The following is a 13,354-nucleotide window of genomic DNA, read 5'->3' as shown; positions in this document are numbered from 1 at the left end:
CGCTCAGTCCTCGGTGGGGCGTGACTCGATGGTCAGCCGGTAGTGCTCCGCGACGTTGACCAGCTCCGCGCGCCCCCGCCAGCGAGGCTCGCCAGCATACCGCACCGTCACCCATTCCTGGCCGGCGTGGAGGAGCGCCCGGCGCCCCGGTCCATCCTCCAACGTCCAGTCGGGAGGCAGCGCGGCGCGGAGCACGTCCGCGGGCCAGTAGACGAGCTGGACGTCCCGGAGGACCTGCCGGGCCTGGAACTGCTCGGGCAGGCGTGGGTCGCGCTCCTCCTCCAGCGCGGAGCCGTTCCACACCAGCGAGAACATCCGCTGCCCGAGCGCGAAGCCGGCGAGCCGCAGCGCCGCCGGGTCGAGCTCGAGCAGCGCCTCCACCGTGCGAGGGCCGTCCGGGTCCGCCTCGTGCGCGAAGGACAGTTGCTGGGCCAGGCTCACCGTGTCCCCGAAGCTCGCGGGGGGCAGCATCAGCGAGGGCAGGGTGGCGGCCGGGGACAGCGGGCGCGGCCGGGGCGTGAGGCAGGCGGAGAGGCCGAGCAGGGCCAACACGGGAATCAGGCGGAGCATAGCTCCTCGAGCACGCCGAGCCGGCGCTTGCTGTCCGCCACGTAGGGGTTGTTCGTGTCCCACGCGTAGCCGGCGAGGATGGAGGAGATCATCCGGCGGACCTCGGGCGAGGGCGACGGATGGAAGATGACCTTCTGGAAGCCGCCCGCGTACCAGGACTCGACGAAGGTGCGGAACGTGTCCACGCCCGACTTGAGCGGCACCGCGTACTCCTTCTCCCAGTCCACGGGCTGTCCGGACAGCTCGCGCGCGAGGCACCGGGCCGCGAGGTGCGCCGAGCGGAACGCGATGGTGACGCCCGAGGAGAACACCGGGTCGAGGAACTCGCCGGCGTTGCCCAAGAGCGCGAAGCCGCGCCCCCACAGCGACTTCACGTTGGCCGCGTAGCCGGTGATGGCGCGCGCGGGCGTGTCCCAGACGGCGTCCTTCAGCAGCGCGGAGAGGCCCGGGTCCTCGGCGATGATGGCGCGCAGCCGCTCCGTCTCCGTGCCGGGGTACTGCTCGAGGAACTCGCGCTTCGCCACCACGCCCTGCGAGCAGCGGCCGTTGGAGAAGGGGATGGTCCAGTACCAGACGTGGACGTGCTCGGGGTGCACGGTGACGCGGATCTTGTGCCGGTCGAAGGTGCCGAGCGGGATCCGGTCCTCCACGTGCGTGAAGAGTGCGCCCCGCACCGGGAAGTTGGACGGCGTCTCCAGGTCCAACAGCCGGGGCAGCACGCGGCCGAAGCCGCTGGCGTCCAGCAGGAAGCGCGCCTGCACGCGGTACGTGTCCCCCTCCGGCGAGCGCACCGTCACCTCCGGGTGCTCGCCGCCCACGTGGACGGACTCCACCACGTGGCGGAAGCGCAGGCGCGCGCCCATGCGCTCGGCCGCGCGGGCCAGCACGTGGTCGAAGTGCGCGCGCTGCACCTGGTACGTGGTGCCCCAGCCGGGCGAGAACTTCTCCCGGAAGTCGAAGTCGGTGAACTTCGCCCCGCGCGCGAAGGCGGCGCCGTTCTTGAACTGGAAGCCCGCCTCCACGACGTCCCGGAGCATGCCCGCCTCCTCCAGGTACTCCATGCTCTGGGGCAGCAGGCTCTCGCCGATGGAGAAGCGCGGGAACTGCTCGCGCTCGAGGATGAGCACCTCGCGTCCCTGCTTGCGCAAGAGGCCCGCGGCCACGGACCCCGCGGGGCCCGCTCCGATGATGAGCACTTCCGTCTTCTCTATGTTCACGACGCGTCCTTGCCGGGAGGCAGTCTGAAGAACGGGGTGATGAACCAGATGCTCACCTCCCCCAACAGCATGGTGAGACCGAAGGACCGCAGCGCGGGCGTCGCGGACAGCCCCAGCAGTCCGAAGGACAGGAGCGTGCTGACGCCGGCGAGGGCCACCGCGAGCCACGCGGAGCCGTCGCCGGGGTGCTCCAACAGGAAGATGCCGTAGTCCACGCCCATCCCCAGCAGCAGGACCAGCCCCAGCACGCTGAAGAGCTGCACGGGCTCTCCCGTCCAGCCGAAGAAGGCCAGGGTGACGAGGGTGCCGAGCACGGACGGAATCCACGCCCGCCAGGCCTCGCGCCGGAAGCGGGCCACCAGCGTCAGCAGCACGGCGACGTAGCCCACGACGATGAGGCCCCCCATGATGCGGCGGTAGCGCTCCAGCAGCCGGGAGATCTCCCCCGTCTTGTCCACCCAGCGCACGCCCTCCAGCCCCTGGCCCACCTCCGCGAGGCGCGGGAGCACCGACGGGTCGTTCAGCCCCCGCAGCATGACGACGCTGTAGTGCCGGGGGCCCATCCGCCCCAACCACTGCTGGCGGATGGCGAGCGCGGCGGGGCTGTCGAGGAACCGGCCCGGCGTCAGGACGTCCCGCGCGAACCGGGCGCGCTCGGGCGCCTCCCCCGTGGCGGCGGCGACGGCGAGCACGGCCTGCCCTTCCGCGCGGGCGCTCAGCCTCGCGTCCGCGTCCTGCTGGGCGGCGGTGGGCAGCCAGTCGGAGACCGCGCGGTAGCCCGCGATGACGCGGTCCTTCACGAGCGGGTCCAGCCGCTGCTTGAGGGACACCTCGCGCGCGAGGACCTCCTCCTCGTCCGCGCCGCCGACGAGGAAGAACTGGGCCGGGCTGGGCAGACCCAGCAGCCGCCCCAGCTCGCGCTGGTCCGCGATGAGGCTGGCGGGCGCGCCCTGCAACTGACGGAGGTCGTCGCGCGTCTCCAGCCGCCACAGCCCCCAGCCGAGCGCTCCGGTGAAGAGCACCCCCGCCAGTCCCCAGCGCCACGTGCGCGCGATGCGCGGCCAGCGCGGCAGCGAACGGGCGAAGCGCTCGGCGAACGCCGTCACCGGCAACACCCCCGTGTCCACGGACGGGAACCAGCACACGACGGTGAGGAACGCGCCGAGCAGCCCGGCGGCGGAGAACAGCGCCATCTGCCGCAGCCCGGGGAACGGCGCCACGCCCAGGGCGAGGTAGGCCACCACGCTGGTGAGCAGCGCGAGCGCCATGCCGGGCAGCAGCGCGCGCATCACCGTCCACCGCTCCTCCGGCGGTCGTCCTTGACGCGCGGCGAAGTAGTGGAAGCCGTAGTCCTCCGCCACGCCCACGAGGCTGGAGCCGAACACCAGCGTCAACAGGTGCACCCGGTCGAAGAAGAGGGCGGTGACCGTCAGGGCCACCGCGCAGCCGATGCCCAGCGAGACGCCCACCAGGAGGATGGGGCGCAGGGAGCGGAAGGTGAGCCACACCAGCACCAGCACCGCGATGAGCGAGCCCAGGCCGATGGTGGACATCTCGTCGCTGGCCTGGCTCGCGGCGGCCTCCGCGTAGAGGGGGACCCCCGCGGCCACCAGCCGCCCCTGGGGGACCTCCGCCTGGACCGCCGCGCGCGCCCGGTCCACCTGCGCGGTGATGCGCGCGTCCGCCCCCAGCGCGAACGCGGAGACCTGGCTGCGCCACGTCAGCAGCACCCACTCACGGCCCTCGCCCGACAGCCACAGCCGCCCGTCCCGGGGCCGCGCGGTGCTCTCCGCCGCGCGCGCCGCCCACCAGTCCGGCCACAGCCCCAGCGGGTCCGCGCTCCAGTCGGTGAGCCGGGGGCCGGCGGGCTGGTACAGCTTCATCAAGGCGGTGCCCCCCAGCTCGTCGGGCGTGGCGCGCGCCAGCCACTCCCGCTGGGCGGGCGTCAGGAGCCGGTCCCGGTAGGGGCGGTAGAACTCCACCGCCGCGTCCAGCGCGGAGGCATCCGTGGCGGTGGGGGCGAGGAGCGTCGTGTCCGCGCCCAGCTCGCGCGTGGCCACGTCCGCGGCGCGCCGGGCGGAGGCCCAGTCCGGCGCGCCCACGAGCACGACCAGCTCCCGGCCCGCGCCGTCCGCCAGCCGGCGGGTGGCGGCGTCGACCTCCGGGGCTTGTTCGTCCTCGGGCAGCAGCGCCAGCACGTCCGTGTCCAGCCGCGCCGAGCGCCAGAACAGGACCTGGTGCACGCCCACGGCGAGGACGACGAGCGTCCAGAGGAGGGCCCACCTATTTCGCAAGGCGGCTGGCTTCCGTGTCGCTGAGGGGCGGGGCCTGCCTCAGGTGGTCGAACTGGATGAGGCTCGAATCGCCTCGGGTCTCCTCGAGCAGCACCTGCCGCACGAAGCGATCCCCCTCCAGCCGGATGCTCCGGAACACGCGCGCGAGCCCCGCGTCCGTCGGGGTGAGCGTCAGCTTCCAACCCTCCGCGCCGACGAGCGCCCCCTCGACCTCGAAGCGCGAGGACAACGTGGCCACGTCGCCCGCGAGCAGCGCGAAGAGCAGCTCGTTGACCGCGGCCAGCGCGGGCTCCTTGCCCGTGTCCAGGTGGTAGGCGGCGCTCGTGCCCTGGGCCGCGCTGAGCGACGTGCGGGTCAGCGTGAGCGTGGACGCGAAGGGCGTGCGCGTGTCCCACAGCACGCCCTTCTCCCGAGACAGGACGAAGTCCCCGCGCGAGACGAGCGGCTTCTTGAAGCCCGCCACCGTCTTCTTCTGTTCGAACTCGCCCCTGAGCAGCGGCGCGTCCTGCAACCGGGCGCGCACGCCCGTCACCAGCTCGCTGGCCTGGGCCGACAGCCCCGCCAGCATCCCCACGAGGAGCAACCAGCGCTTCATTCGGGCCTCACTCCCAGGCGCTCCCAGAGCACCGGCGGACAGACGAACTGCATCTCCCGGGTGGCCAGCGACACGGCCACCTGGAGGGTGTGGGCCTGGTTCACCTTGCGGCCCGTGGCGGCGTCGCGGATGAGGTAGTCGATGCGCAGGCGGTTCTCCCACTCCGTGATTTCCGCGCGGATGCGCAGCCGCTGCGCGTAGACGGCCGGCTGGACGTACTTCAGGCGCAGGTCCACCACGGGCCACGCGTAGCCGGACTCCCGCATCTGGGGGTAGTCGTAGTCGAACCTCGCCAGCAGGGCGCAGCGGGCCAGCTCCAGGTACTTCACGTAGTGGCCATGCCAGACGACCTCCATCGGGTCGAGGTCGTGGAAGGCGGGCGCCAGTTCGATTTCGTGGCTGAGGTCAGGCTTCATAGAGCGTCCACTCGCGTCCCCGGAGGGCTCCCAGCAGGGCTTGCAGCTCCCGGTCCAGCGCGCGGTCCTCGTCCACCAGCGCGACCCGCCGCTCCAGGTCGTGGCGCATCGACGCGAGCGCGGGCGTCAGATTCAATCCCCCCGCCACGCGCTCGCGCAGGGCGAGCCCCTGTCGCGCCGCGATGAGCAGGGCCGCCACCACCTGCTCGGACAGCTCCAGCACGCGCAGGCAGTCCCGCGCGGCGATGGTGCCCATGCTCACCTTGTCCTGGTTGTGGCACTCGGTGGAGCGGGAGAAGACGGACGCGGGCATGGTCTGCTTGAGGGCCTCCGCCGTCCAGGCGGAGACGCTGATCTGCAGCGCCTTGAGGCCGTGGTTGATGGCCGCGCGCGGGCCGGTGGCCGCGGACAGGTTCGCGGGCAGGCCGTGGTTGTAGCGGGCGTCGACGAGCAGGGCGAGCTGCCGGTCCAGCAGGTCCGCCACGTTGGCCACCGCGTTCTTCAGGCCGTCCATGGCGAAGGCGATGTGGCCGCCGTAGAAGTGGCCGCCGTGGAGCACGCGCTCGCCCTCCGGGTCGATGAGCGGGTTGTCGTTGGCGCTGTTCAGCTCGTTCTCGATGAGCGTGCGGAAGAAGGGCAGGGCGTCCTCGAGGACCCCGAGCACGTGCGGGGCGCAGCGCAGCGAGTAGCGGTCCTGGAGCCGCTGCTCGTTGCGCTGGGGCCTGTCGGAGGCGAGGTCGCTCCTCAGCCGCGCGGCCACCCGCTGCTGGCCCACGTGGGGCTTGAGCGCGAACAGCGCCTCGTCGAAGTGGTGCGCGTTGCCGGCGCTGGCCACGACGTTGAGCGCGGTGAGGCGCGTGCCCAGCCGACACAGGTAGTCCGCGCGCGCCCAGGCCAGGCACGCCAGCGCGGTCATCACCGCCGTGCCGTTCATGATGGCCAGCCCCTCCTTGGGGCGCAGCCGCAGCGGCGTGATGCCGTGTCCGGCCAGCACCTCCGCCGCGCCCCGTCGCTCGCCGCGATACCAGACCTCGCGCTCGCCGCAGAGCACCGCCGCGACATAGGAGAGCGGCGTGAGGTCCCCGCTGGCGCCCACCGAGCCCTCGGCCGGGATGAGCGGGAGGATGTCGTGCTGGAGCAGCCGCTCGAGCTGGGTGAGCAGCTCCAGCCCCACGCCGGACACGCCCTGGACCAGCGAGGCCAGCCGCGTCGCCAGCACCGCGCGCGTCTCCTCGGGCGTGAGGAACCGCCCCGCGCCGATGCCGTGGTACGCGTAGAGGTGGTGCGGCAGCTCGGGGATGAGCTCGGGCGGGACGGCCACGGTGACCGAGTCCCCATAGCCCGTCGTCACGCCGTAGATGTGCCCGTCCTCGGCCAGGAGCCGGTCCAGGAACTCCGCGCCCCGGGTGATGCGCTGGCGGAAGGCGGGCGCGGTGCCCAGCTCCACGCCGCGCTCCCGGCTCGACAGCGCGACGACGTCCTCGATGACCAGCCGGCTTCCATCGAAGCGGACCGGACACTCACTGTTGTTGTCGGGCGGAGACATTCGCCTGATCCCAGAAGGGGAAGAAGTTGAACCAGTCGAGTGGCGAGCGCTCCAGGAGCGCGGTGAGCCGCTCGGCGTAGTGCCGGGCGTACCCGGTCAGGGCCTCCACGCGCTTGCTCCGGGGGAGGTCCACGCGGTCCGCCAGGCACTCGAAGTGGATGGTGTAGCCGGGGCCCTCGTGGATGCACCCCAGCAGGAACAGCGGACATTTGAACAGGGAGGCCAGGACGTACGGCCCCACCGGGAAGGGCGCCGCGTGGCCCAGGAAGTCCACGCTCACCGTCTGGCTGGCGTGGACCGGCACCCGGTCCCCGGCGATCACCACGAACTCGCCCGCGGCGACGCGCTCCTGGAGCATCACCGCCGTCCCGGGTCCCAGGTCGGTGACCTCCATCAACTGGAAGTCGCTGTCCGGGTTGAGGCGCTTGAGCATGCGGTTGAACTGCTCGGCGTGTCGGGTGTGGACGAGGATGTTCAACTTCACCTCGCCACGCTTCTCCGCCATGGCGCGGCACAGCTCCAGGCAGCCCATGTGCGCGGTGACGATGATGCCGCCCCGCCCCCCCTTCGCCGCCTCGTAGAACTGCTCGCGTCCCTCCGTGCGCACCTGCTCGAAGCGGTAGCGCCCGCTGACCGCCAGGAGCTTGTCGAGCATCGTCTCCGCGAAGGAGGCCATGTGCCGGAGGCTGTCGCGCAGCCGCGGTGGGTGGCCCAGCGCGCCGGTGGCTGTCTCCAGGCGCGACAGGTACTGGAGCGACGCGTCCCGCACCACGGGGCGCGCCAGCCAGTGCACCAGGACGACGGGGAACAGGCACACGCGGAACGGCCAGCGGCCCAGCAGCCGGTGAATCCAGTACAGCAGCCAGATGCCGAGGACGAAGGTGCTCTCGCCCACCTCCGCCCAGTGCCGCGCCTTCATGCCTTCACCTTGTTCCACAGCAGCAGCGGCAGGCGCGCCAGCATCCCGAAGAACAGCCGCGCGTGCATGCCGGAGATGCGCACGTTGTCCCAGAGCACGTCGAAGTGGGAGATGCCGTCGGTGGGATAGCGCACCCGCGTGGGCTGGTTGTGGATGACCATGCCGCGCCAGAACAGGCGCACCAGCACCTCCACGTCGAAGTCCATCCGCTTGCCGATACGCACCGCGTCGATGAGCGCGACGGTGGGCGTCAGCGGGTAGACGCGGAAGCCGCACATCGAGTCGCGGATGGCGAAGGACAGCGTGTTGATCCACACCCAGACGTGCGTGGCGTACCGGCCGTAGAGCCGGCCCTTGGGCACGGACGCGTCGTAGACGGGCGTGCCGCAGATGAGCGTGTCCGGGGCGCCGGCCGCCAGCGCGAGGAAGCGGGGGATGTCGCTCGTGTCGTGCTGCCCGTCGGCGTCGATCTGCAGCGCGTGGCTGAAGCCCGCCGCCTTCGCCGCGCGCAGCCCCGCCATCATCGCGCCGCCCTTGCCCTCGTTCCGGGGCAGCCGCACCAGGGTGAGGCCGTCCGTGTCCGCCGCGGCCAGCGCGTCCAGCACGCGCGCGCACCCCGGCTCGCTGCCGTCGTCCACCAGCACGCAGGGCAGGCCGTGGGCGCGCACGGCCTGGACCACCGCGCCCACCGCCTCGCCATGGTTGTAGACCGGGATGACCGCGCAAGCCTTCATCGGGGGGCTCCACCGAACACGATGCGGCCGCCGGCGTGGGTGCCCGCGGCGGAGGTGAGCTTGAAGTGGAGGCTGCCCTTGGCCTCCGTCCAGGTGAGCTCCAGCGTCAGGTGCGTGCCCGGGGGGATGAGCTGCTGGAACTTCACCGCCTCCATGCGCAGGAAGTCGGGCGGCAGCGGGAAGTACTCGCGCCCCAGTTGGATGGCCCACTCCAACTGCGCCACGCCCGGGAGGATGGGCATGCCGGGGAAGTGCCCGCGGAAATAGGGCGACTCCGCCTGGGCCTCCAGGGCCAGCAGGACACGCTCCGGGGAGCGCTCCAGCTCACGCGCGGGCGGGCGGCGGGCGTCGAAGAGGGCGGTCAGCGCCGCCTCGGGGGTCTTTCCCTGGCTGTTGACGGGCATCGCCTCCAGATACCGGAACCGGCGCGGCAGGGCACCAGGCTCGAACCTCCGGGCCAACCGTTCGCGCAGGGCCTGGTTCAGGGCGCGCTTGCCTCCTCCGGCATGCACCCGCCAGCCGTCCTCGGACGGGAGGGCCACGACCGCGAGTATCAGCCGGTGCCCCTCCTGGAGCGGCACCACCCGCGCCTCCCGCACCAGCCCGCCCTCGGCCAGCGCCCGCTCCATGGCCGTGAGCGACACCCGCTTCTCCTCCAGCTTGAGGAGCCGGTCGCTCCGGCCCAACAGCTCGAAGCCCCCCTCCACCAGCCGGACGTGGTCCGCCGTCTGGAAGCGCGCCTCCCCGGGCGGGTGGAGGTGGGGGGAGCGGACCGTCAGCGCGCCGTCGTCCCCGGCCTCCGCGACCACGCCCGGCATCACCGTCCAGGGACGGGCGTCGTCCTCCGAGCGCTGGCGCCAGGCGATGCCCCCCGTCTCGGAGCTGCCGTAGACCTCCACCGGCGCCTGGCCGAGCCGTGCGCGGCAGGCGTGCAGCGCGTCGGTGGGGAGCGGACCGCCGGACGAGAAGACGGCGCGCAGGTGCCGCCGCGCCGGGGTCCAGTCCAGGGACTCCGGCAGCCGCTTGAGGTGCGCGGGGCTGGCGACGAGCGCGGCCGGGCCCTCCTCCAGCGCGGCGACGATGTCCTCGGGGTAGGGCAGGCTCCGGGCCAGGAAGGGGCGCCCCGTCGTCAGCGGCCAGAGCACCCGGAACAGGAGCCCGTAGATGTGCTGGTGCGACACGGTGGCCAGCACGCGGGCGTCGGGGCCCACCCGCGCGTCGAACAGCCGCGCCAGGGTGGACACCTCGCGCGTCAGTTGCCCCAGCCGCTTGGGGATGGCGGTGGGCTCCCCGCTGGAGCCGGACGTGTAGACGACGAGCGCCTCCGCGTCCGAGCGCAGCGGACTCCAACGCGCCGGGGCGCCCGCGACGGGGACGAGGGGCGACAGGGCGGCGGGGAGCGTGCCCGCGAACCCGTCCACCTCGCCGCGCAGGCGCTCCAGCGTCGCCGGCCGGGCATCCGAGGGCAGGTAGACGCACCGCCCCGCGTGCCACGCACCCAACAGCGCGGCGGCGAAGTCGAACGTGTCGTCGAAGTAGAGCGCCCAGCGGCTCCCCGCCTCGCGGGCGAACGCCGCGTGCCAGTGCGTGGCCCGGGCGGCGAATGCCGTGAAGTCCAGGGCCGCGCCGTCGCGCGACGCCACCCCTGTCTCCCCCGGACGACCGTGGCTGAGCAGGTGCTCGATGTCGACCGGGTCAGCCATGTGCGTGGCGGGCGCGCACGCGGCGGCGCACCAGCCACTCCCCGGCGAAGAGCAGGCCCATCAGCCCGTAGGCGATGAGCCCGTTGTAGAGCGCCCACGTGGCGTCGCTCGCCCACAGCGCGGTGCCCAGGGCCAGGCCCCCGTTGAGCACGAAGAAGCCGCACCACACCTGCGTCACCCGGCGCGTGTAGGCCACGCCCGAGGGCGGCAGGTCCGGCTCGCGCAGCCGGGCCAGCCGCTCGATGAGGCTGGGGGGGAAGGCGAGGCTGGTGGCGAAGACGGTGAGCAGCACCGCGTTGACCAGCACCGGATAGAGCTTCAGCGGCAGGGCATGGTTGCCCAGCATGCTGGAGGCCGCGAGCAGCAGGGCGCCCGCCGCGGTGGCGAGCCACACCTTCTCCTTCGTGGCCACCGCGCGCACCACGGCCATCATGGCCAGGGGCAGGGCCATCCACCGAGGCTCGAACCGGCCCAGGCCGAAGTAGACCAGCAGCGGGTAGGCCACGCTCACGAGGCCCAGCAGCGCCGGACGTAGGTGCTTCACGCCGCCACGGACTCGTCGAGCAGGCCGTGCAGCGCGTCCACCACGTCCTGGATGGTGCGCACCGACTTGAAGACCTCCGGCGGCAGGCGCTTGCCCGTGACGGGCTTGAGCTTCACCAGCAGGTCGACGGCGTCGATGCTGTCGATGTCCAGGTCGTCGCGCAGCCGGGCCTCGGGGGTGATGCGTCCGGGCTCGATGTCGAAGGTCTCCTGCAGGAGCTGGCTCAGGTTCTCGAAGAGTTGAGTCTTGGTCATGGGGTTCCCCCTCTTGAATGGGATGTCGGGCTCAGGCCTTGCGGTGGGCGCTCACGAAGTCCGCGAGCGCGCGCACGCTGGCGAAGTGGCGGCGGTTCTCCTGGGAGTCGCTCTTCATGGCGACCCCGTACGTCTTCTGGAGCGCCAGGCCCAGCTCCAGCGCGTCGATGGAGTCCAACCCCAGCCCCTCCACGAACAGCGGAGCGGCGGGGTCGATGTCGTCCGGGGTGATGTCCTCGAGGTTCAAGGTCTCGATGACCAGCTTCTTGATTTCCTGCTCAAGCGCCTGCATGGCGTCGTGTCTCCCGAGAGAAGAAGTCGTGCAATCGCGCCGTGAGGTGTCGGGCCGCCAGGGCCTCTCCGCCGGCCTCGTCGACCAGCGGCGCCACGTCGATGTCGTCGCGAACCACGATGGTGAAGTTCATGCGGGAAGGGGGCACCTTCCACCAGGGGGTCCCCTTGGTGAGCCCCAGGGGCTCGCACCGGATGGTGACCGGGGTGATGTTGCACGGCCCGCGCACCGCGATGTTGGCGGCCCCGCGCTGCAACGTCATGGGGCCTCGAATCGGAGTGCGGGTGCCCTCCGGGAAGATGATGAGGTTGTTGCCCGCCTTCACGGATTCGATGCAGTCCTGGACGAGCCCCGGGCCGGAGTCGTTGCACAGGTAGCCCGTCGCCTCGATGGGGCCGCGCGTGAAGGGGTTGGTGGCCAGGCTGGCCTTCACCACGCAGTCCGCGTTGGGCACCAGCGACACGAGGAACACCACGTCGATGAGCGTGGGGTGGTTGGCGAGGATGAGCAGCCCCGGGCGCGCCAGCTTCTCCACGCCCTCGATGCGGTAGCGCAGGATTCCCAGCACCCGCATCCACTCGATGAAGAGGCGGAAGGAGTGGTGCACCGCCAGCCGCGCCAGCCGCGTGCGCCGGCCCCGCTCCCTCACGCACAACGACAGCAGGGGGAAGTAGAGGAGCCGCAGCGCGAGCCCCCCCAGGCCGAAGGTGGTGAATGCGATGCCGGTGGCTGCCACCCGCCACCCGCGCTCCAGGGACTCAAACATCGCGCCGCCACCGCCAGAGCCGGGAGCCGACCGCGTGGTCGTACGCCGCCGCGCCGCCGACCAGGAAGCGCAGCACGGCGAGGTCGTCCTCCAGGTCCCCGGGCTCCGCGCGCGGGGCGTCCCCGTCGACGCCGTGGCAGGTGAGGGTGACGCCGGAGCCCGCTTGCGCCGCCCGCACGCGGCAGGCCCAGGCGTGCGGCACCATGCGTCGCTCGGTGAAGGAGTCGAAGGGGCGGGGCAGGGGCTCGTCGTAGACGACCAGTTGCACCTCCGGCGCGCCGTCCGCGAGCAGGCCACACGCCTCCACGAACGCCGCCTCCACCGTCTCCGCGCCGGCCGCCACGGCGCTGTAGGCCGTGGTGTCGCCCCTCGCGATGGAGAACAGCGCGCCCATCGCGTTGTGGACCGACAGGCTGAACGACGTGGGCGACAGCGGCTCTGCGCGCGCGAGTGTCTCCAGGAGCTCCACGGAACGACCCATCTCTCCATACCGGGAGGCGAACACCCCGGGGCAGGGCGGCGCATCCCGCTGACAGGTATACGCGGCCTGCAGCGCGATCCGGCCCAGCCGGTCCACCCGTCGGCGCATCATCGCCGGCATCTCCGTCAGGGGCGGGGTGCCCTCGGACGGCAGGGGATGGGGTCGGGCCAGCCAGGACGTCCAGGCGTCATGCCCGACGAGCCCAGGTGCCCACGCGGCCCAGTGGTGGACGGAGAAGACCATTGGTGGGGGGGATGAGGGACACTGCCAGTCGCATCCTCTACCAAAGCATCAGAAACGAGACAATTGGCTACCCGGGGAGCCTCCGAGCGGGGCTCCGCCTGACTCGGATGCCCCTTATTCCTTGACGTCCTGGGCTTGATTCCTTCGTGCCGATTCGGCCCGGCTTCCCGCCCGCATGGGGGTGGGGCGGGCGGGCGGCCCCGGGGGGTGGGGCGCGGAGGGAGGGCGCCCGATTCCCGTCAGTGGCCCTGGACCGGTGTCGCTGGCCCTCTGCCCGTCGACCGCCGCCCCCGGGGACGCGCCGCGCTTGTCCCGCGGGTGGGGACCGCCCACCTCAAGCGCGTGGTGCTTCCCAGAAACCCAGGAGGACGTGATGGCGCAGATGGAATCGCAGCGGTTCTCGCTCCAGCCCTTCATCCCCGCGATGGGGGACCAGCTCACCGACGAGATGCGGGCCTGCATCTCGCAGTGCATGTCCTGTTCGGCCATCTGCACCCAGGCGATGACGTACTGTCTGCGCAAGGGGGGCCGCTTCGCGAGTGTGGAGGTCATCCGCATGCTGGAGGACTGCTCGCGCATCTGTGCGATGAGTGCGGGCTTCCTGCTGCGGGGCTCGCCCATGCACACGCGCACGTGCGCGGTGTGCGCGGAGGTCTGCGAGCGCTGCGCCGTGGAGTGCGAGCGCATGGGCGATGACCCGGCGATGAAGGCGTGCGCGGAGGCCTGCCGCCGCTGCGCCGAGTCCTGCCGGAAGATGAGCGCCAGCGCCTGAGCGGGCCC

15 protein-coding genes are annotated in these 13,354 nt (G+C 72.2%); 1 reads left to right on the top strand and 14 read right to left on the bottom strand.

Annotated features, from left to right (window positions below):
- Window positions 1-3: 3 nt before the first annotated feature.
- Genes LZ198_RS26385 through LZ198_RS26320 form a run of 14 tightly spaced genes read right to left on the bottom strand, consistent with a single transcriptional unit; the run spans window position 4 to window position 12,574 of the window.
- Window positions 4-570, bottom strand: a complete 567-nt coding sequence (locus tag LZ198_RS26385) for a DUF3261 domain-containing protein (RefSeq protein ID WP_253974824.1) — start codon at window positions 568-570, stop codon at window positions 4-6.
- Window positions 558-1,787 (bottom strand): NAD(P)/FAD-dependent oxidoreductase, encoded by a 1,230-nt coding sequence (locus tag LZ198_RS26380; RefSeq protein ID WP_253974823.1) that lies wholly within the window; start codon window positions 1,785-1,787, stop codon window positions 558-560. Before LZ198_RS26380 ends, LZ198_RS26385 begins: the two co-directional genes overlap by 13 nt.
- Window positions 1,784-4,081: an MMPL family transporter gene (locus LZ198_RS26375; RefSeq protein ID WP_253974822.1), complete on the bottom strand. Its 2,298-nt coding sequence runs from the start codon at window positions 4,079-4,081 to the stop codon at window positions 1,784-1,786. The genes LZ198_RS26380 and LZ198_RS26375 overlap by 4 nt, the downstream gene beginning before the upstream one ends.
- Window positions 4,071-4,676: a LolA family protein gene (locus tag LZ198_RS26370; RefSeq protein ID WP_253974821.1), complete on the bottom strand. Its 606-nt coding sequence runs from the start codon at window positions 4,674-4,676 to the stop codon at window positions 4,071-4,073. Before LZ198_RS26370 ends, LZ198_RS26375 begins: the two co-directional genes overlap by 11 nt.
- A complete protein-coding gene (locus tag LZ198_RS26365) occupies window positions 4,673-5,092 on the bottom strand; it encodes an acyl-CoA thioesterase (protein ID WP_253974820.1) in 420 nt (139 codons plus the stop codon). The genes LZ198_RS26370 and LZ198_RS26365 overlap by 4 nt, the downstream gene beginning before the upstream one ends.
- Window positions 5,082-6,638 (bottom strand): HAL/PAL/TAL family ammonia-lyase, encoded by a 1,557-nt coding sequence (locus LZ198_RS26360; RefSeq protein WP_253974819.1) that lies wholly within the window; start codon window positions 6,636-6,638, stop codon window positions 5,082-5,084. The genes LZ198_RS26365 and LZ198_RS26360 overlap by 11 nt, the downstream gene beginning before the upstream one ends.
- Window positions 6,613-7,557 carry an LpxL/LpxP family acyltransferase gene (locus LZ198_RS26355; protein WP_253974818.1) on the bottom strand — a complete coding sequence of 315 codons (945 nt, stop codon included), beginning with the start codon at window positions 7,555-7,557 and terminating at the stop codon, window positions 6,613-6,615. Before LZ198_RS26355 ends, LZ198_RS26360 begins: the two co-directional genes overlap by 26 nt.
- Window positions 7,554-8,291, bottom strand: coding sequence for a glycosyltransferase family 2 protein (locus LZ198_RS26350; RefSeq protein WP_253974817.1), 738 nt, complete (start codon window positions 8,289-8,291; stop codon window positions 7,554-7,556). Before LZ198_RS26350 ends, LZ198_RS26355 begins: the two co-directional genes overlap by 4 nt.
- Window positions 8,288-9,994 (bottom strand): AMP-binding protein, encoded by a 1,707-nt coding sequence (locus LZ198_RS26345; RefSeq protein ID WP_253974816.1) that lies wholly within the window; start codon window positions 9,992-9,994, stop codon window positions 8,288-8,290. Before LZ198_RS26345 ends, LZ198_RS26350 begins: the two co-directional genes overlap by 4 nt.
- A complete protein-coding gene (locus tag LZ198_RS26340; RefSeq protein WP_253974815.1) occupies window positions 9,987-10,538 on the bottom strand; it encodes a COG4648 family protein in 552 nt (183 codons plus the stop codon). Before LZ198_RS26340 ends, LZ198_RS26345 begins: the two co-directional genes overlap by 8 nt.
- Window positions 10,535-10,792: an acyl carrier protein gene (locus LZ198_RS26335; protein WP_253974814.1), complete on the bottom strand. Its 258-nt coding sequence runs from the start codon at window positions 10,790-10,792 to the stop codon at window positions 10,535-10,537. The genes LZ198_RS26340 and LZ198_RS26335 overlap by 4 nt, the downstream gene beginning before the upstream one ends.
- Window positions 10,793-10,823: 31 nt before the next feature.
- On the bottom strand, window positions 10,824-11,084 hold the full coding sequence (locus tag LZ198_RS26330) for a phosphopantetheine-binding protein (protein ID WP_234063884.1): 261 nt from the start codon (window positions 11,082-11,084) through the stop codon (window positions 10,824-10,826).
- Window positions 11,071-11,850, bottom strand: coding sequence for a lysophospholipid acyltransferase family protein (locus tag LZ198_RS26325; RefSeq protein WP_253974813.1), 780 nt, complete (start codon window positions 11,848-11,850; stop codon window positions 11,071-11,073). Before LZ198_RS26325 ends, LZ198_RS26330 begins: the two co-directional genes overlap by 14 nt.
- On the bottom strand, window positions 11,843-12,574 hold the full coding sequence (locus tag LZ198_RS26320; protein WP_253974812.1) for a beta-ketoacyl synthase chain length factor: 732 nt from the start codon (window positions 12,572-12,574) through the stop codon (window positions 11,843-11,845). Before LZ198_RS26320 ends, LZ198_RS26325 begins: the two co-directional genes overlap by 8 nt.
- 373 nt (window positions 12,575-12,947) lie before the next feature.
- Between LZ198_RS26320 and LZ198_RS26315 the strand changes: the two genes are divergently transcribed.
- Window positions 12,948-13,346 carry a four-helix bundle copper-binding protein gene (locus LZ198_RS26315; protein WP_253974811.1) on the top strand — a complete coding sequence of 133 codons (399 nt, stop codon included), beginning with the start codon at window positions 12,948-12,950 and terminating at the stop codon, window positions 13,344-13,346.
- Window positions 13,347-13,354: the final 8 nt, after the last annotated feature.

Source organism: Myxococcus dinghuensis (genome assembly GCF_024198235.1).
Taxonomy (GTDB): domain Bacteria; phylum Myxococcota; class Myxococcia; order Myxococcales; family Myxococcaceae; genus Myxococcus; species Myxococcus dinghuensis.
Note: the sequence above shows the minus strand (reverse complement) of the source record. Positions and strands in the feature narration are given on the sequence as shown.

What these genes read in the sequence shown, in the direction of transcription:
- LZ198_RS26385 (WP_253974824.1), bottom strand. Translation starts at nt 570, where the DNA reads ATGCTCCGCCTGATTCCCGTGTTGGCCCTGCTCGGCCTCTCCGCCTGC.
- LZ198_RS26370 (WP_253974821.1), bottom strand. Translation starts at nt 4,676, where the DNA reads ATGAAGCGCTGGTTGCTCCTCGTGGGGATGCTGGCGGGGCTGTCGGCC.
- LZ198_RS26365 (WP_253974820.1), bottom strand. Translation starts at nt 5,092, where the DNA reads ATGAAGCCTGACCTCAGCCACGAAATCGAACTGGCGCCCGCCTTCCAC.
- LZ198_RS26360 (WP_253974819.1), bottom strand. Translation starts at nt 6,638, where the DNA reads ATGTCTCCGCCCGACAACAACAGTGAGTGTCCGGTCCGCTTCGATGGA.
- LZ198_RS26355 (WP_253974818.1), bottom strand. Translation starts at nt 7,557, where the DNA reads ATGAAGGCGCGGCACTGGGCGGAGGTGGGCGAGAGCACCTTCGTCCTC.
- LZ198_RS26350 (WP_253974817.1), bottom strand. Translation starts at nt 8,291, where the DNA reads ATGAAGGCTTGCGCGGTCATCCCGGTCTACAACCATGGCGAGGCGGTG.
- LZ198_RS26345 (WP_253974816.1), bottom strand. Translation starts at nt 9,994, where the DNA reads ATGGCTGACCCGGTCGACATCGAGCACCTGCTCAGCCACGGTCGTCCG.
- LZ198_RS26335 (WP_253974814.1), bottom strand. Translation starts at nt 10,792, where the DNA reads ATGACCAAGACTCAACTCTTCGAGAACCTGAGCCAGCTCCTGCAGGAG.
- LZ198_RS26330 (WP_234063884.1), bottom strand. Translation starts at nt 11,084, where the DNA reads ATGCAGGCGCTTGAGCAGGAAATCAAGAAGCTGGTCATCGAGACCTTG.
- LZ198_RS26325 (WP_253974813.1), bottom strand. Translation starts at nt 11,850, where the DNA reads ATGTTTGAGTCCCTGGAGCGCGGGTGGCGGGTGGCAGCCACCGGCATC.
- LZ198_RS26320 (WP_253974812.1), bottom strand. Translation starts at nt 12,574, where the DNA reads ATGGTCTTCTCCGTCCACCACTGGGCCGCGTGGGCACCTGGGCTCGTC.
- LZ198_RS26315 (WP_253974811.1), top strand. Translation starts at nt 12,948, where the DNA reads ATGGCGCAGATGGAATCGCAGCGGTTCTCGCTCCAGCCCTTCATCCCC.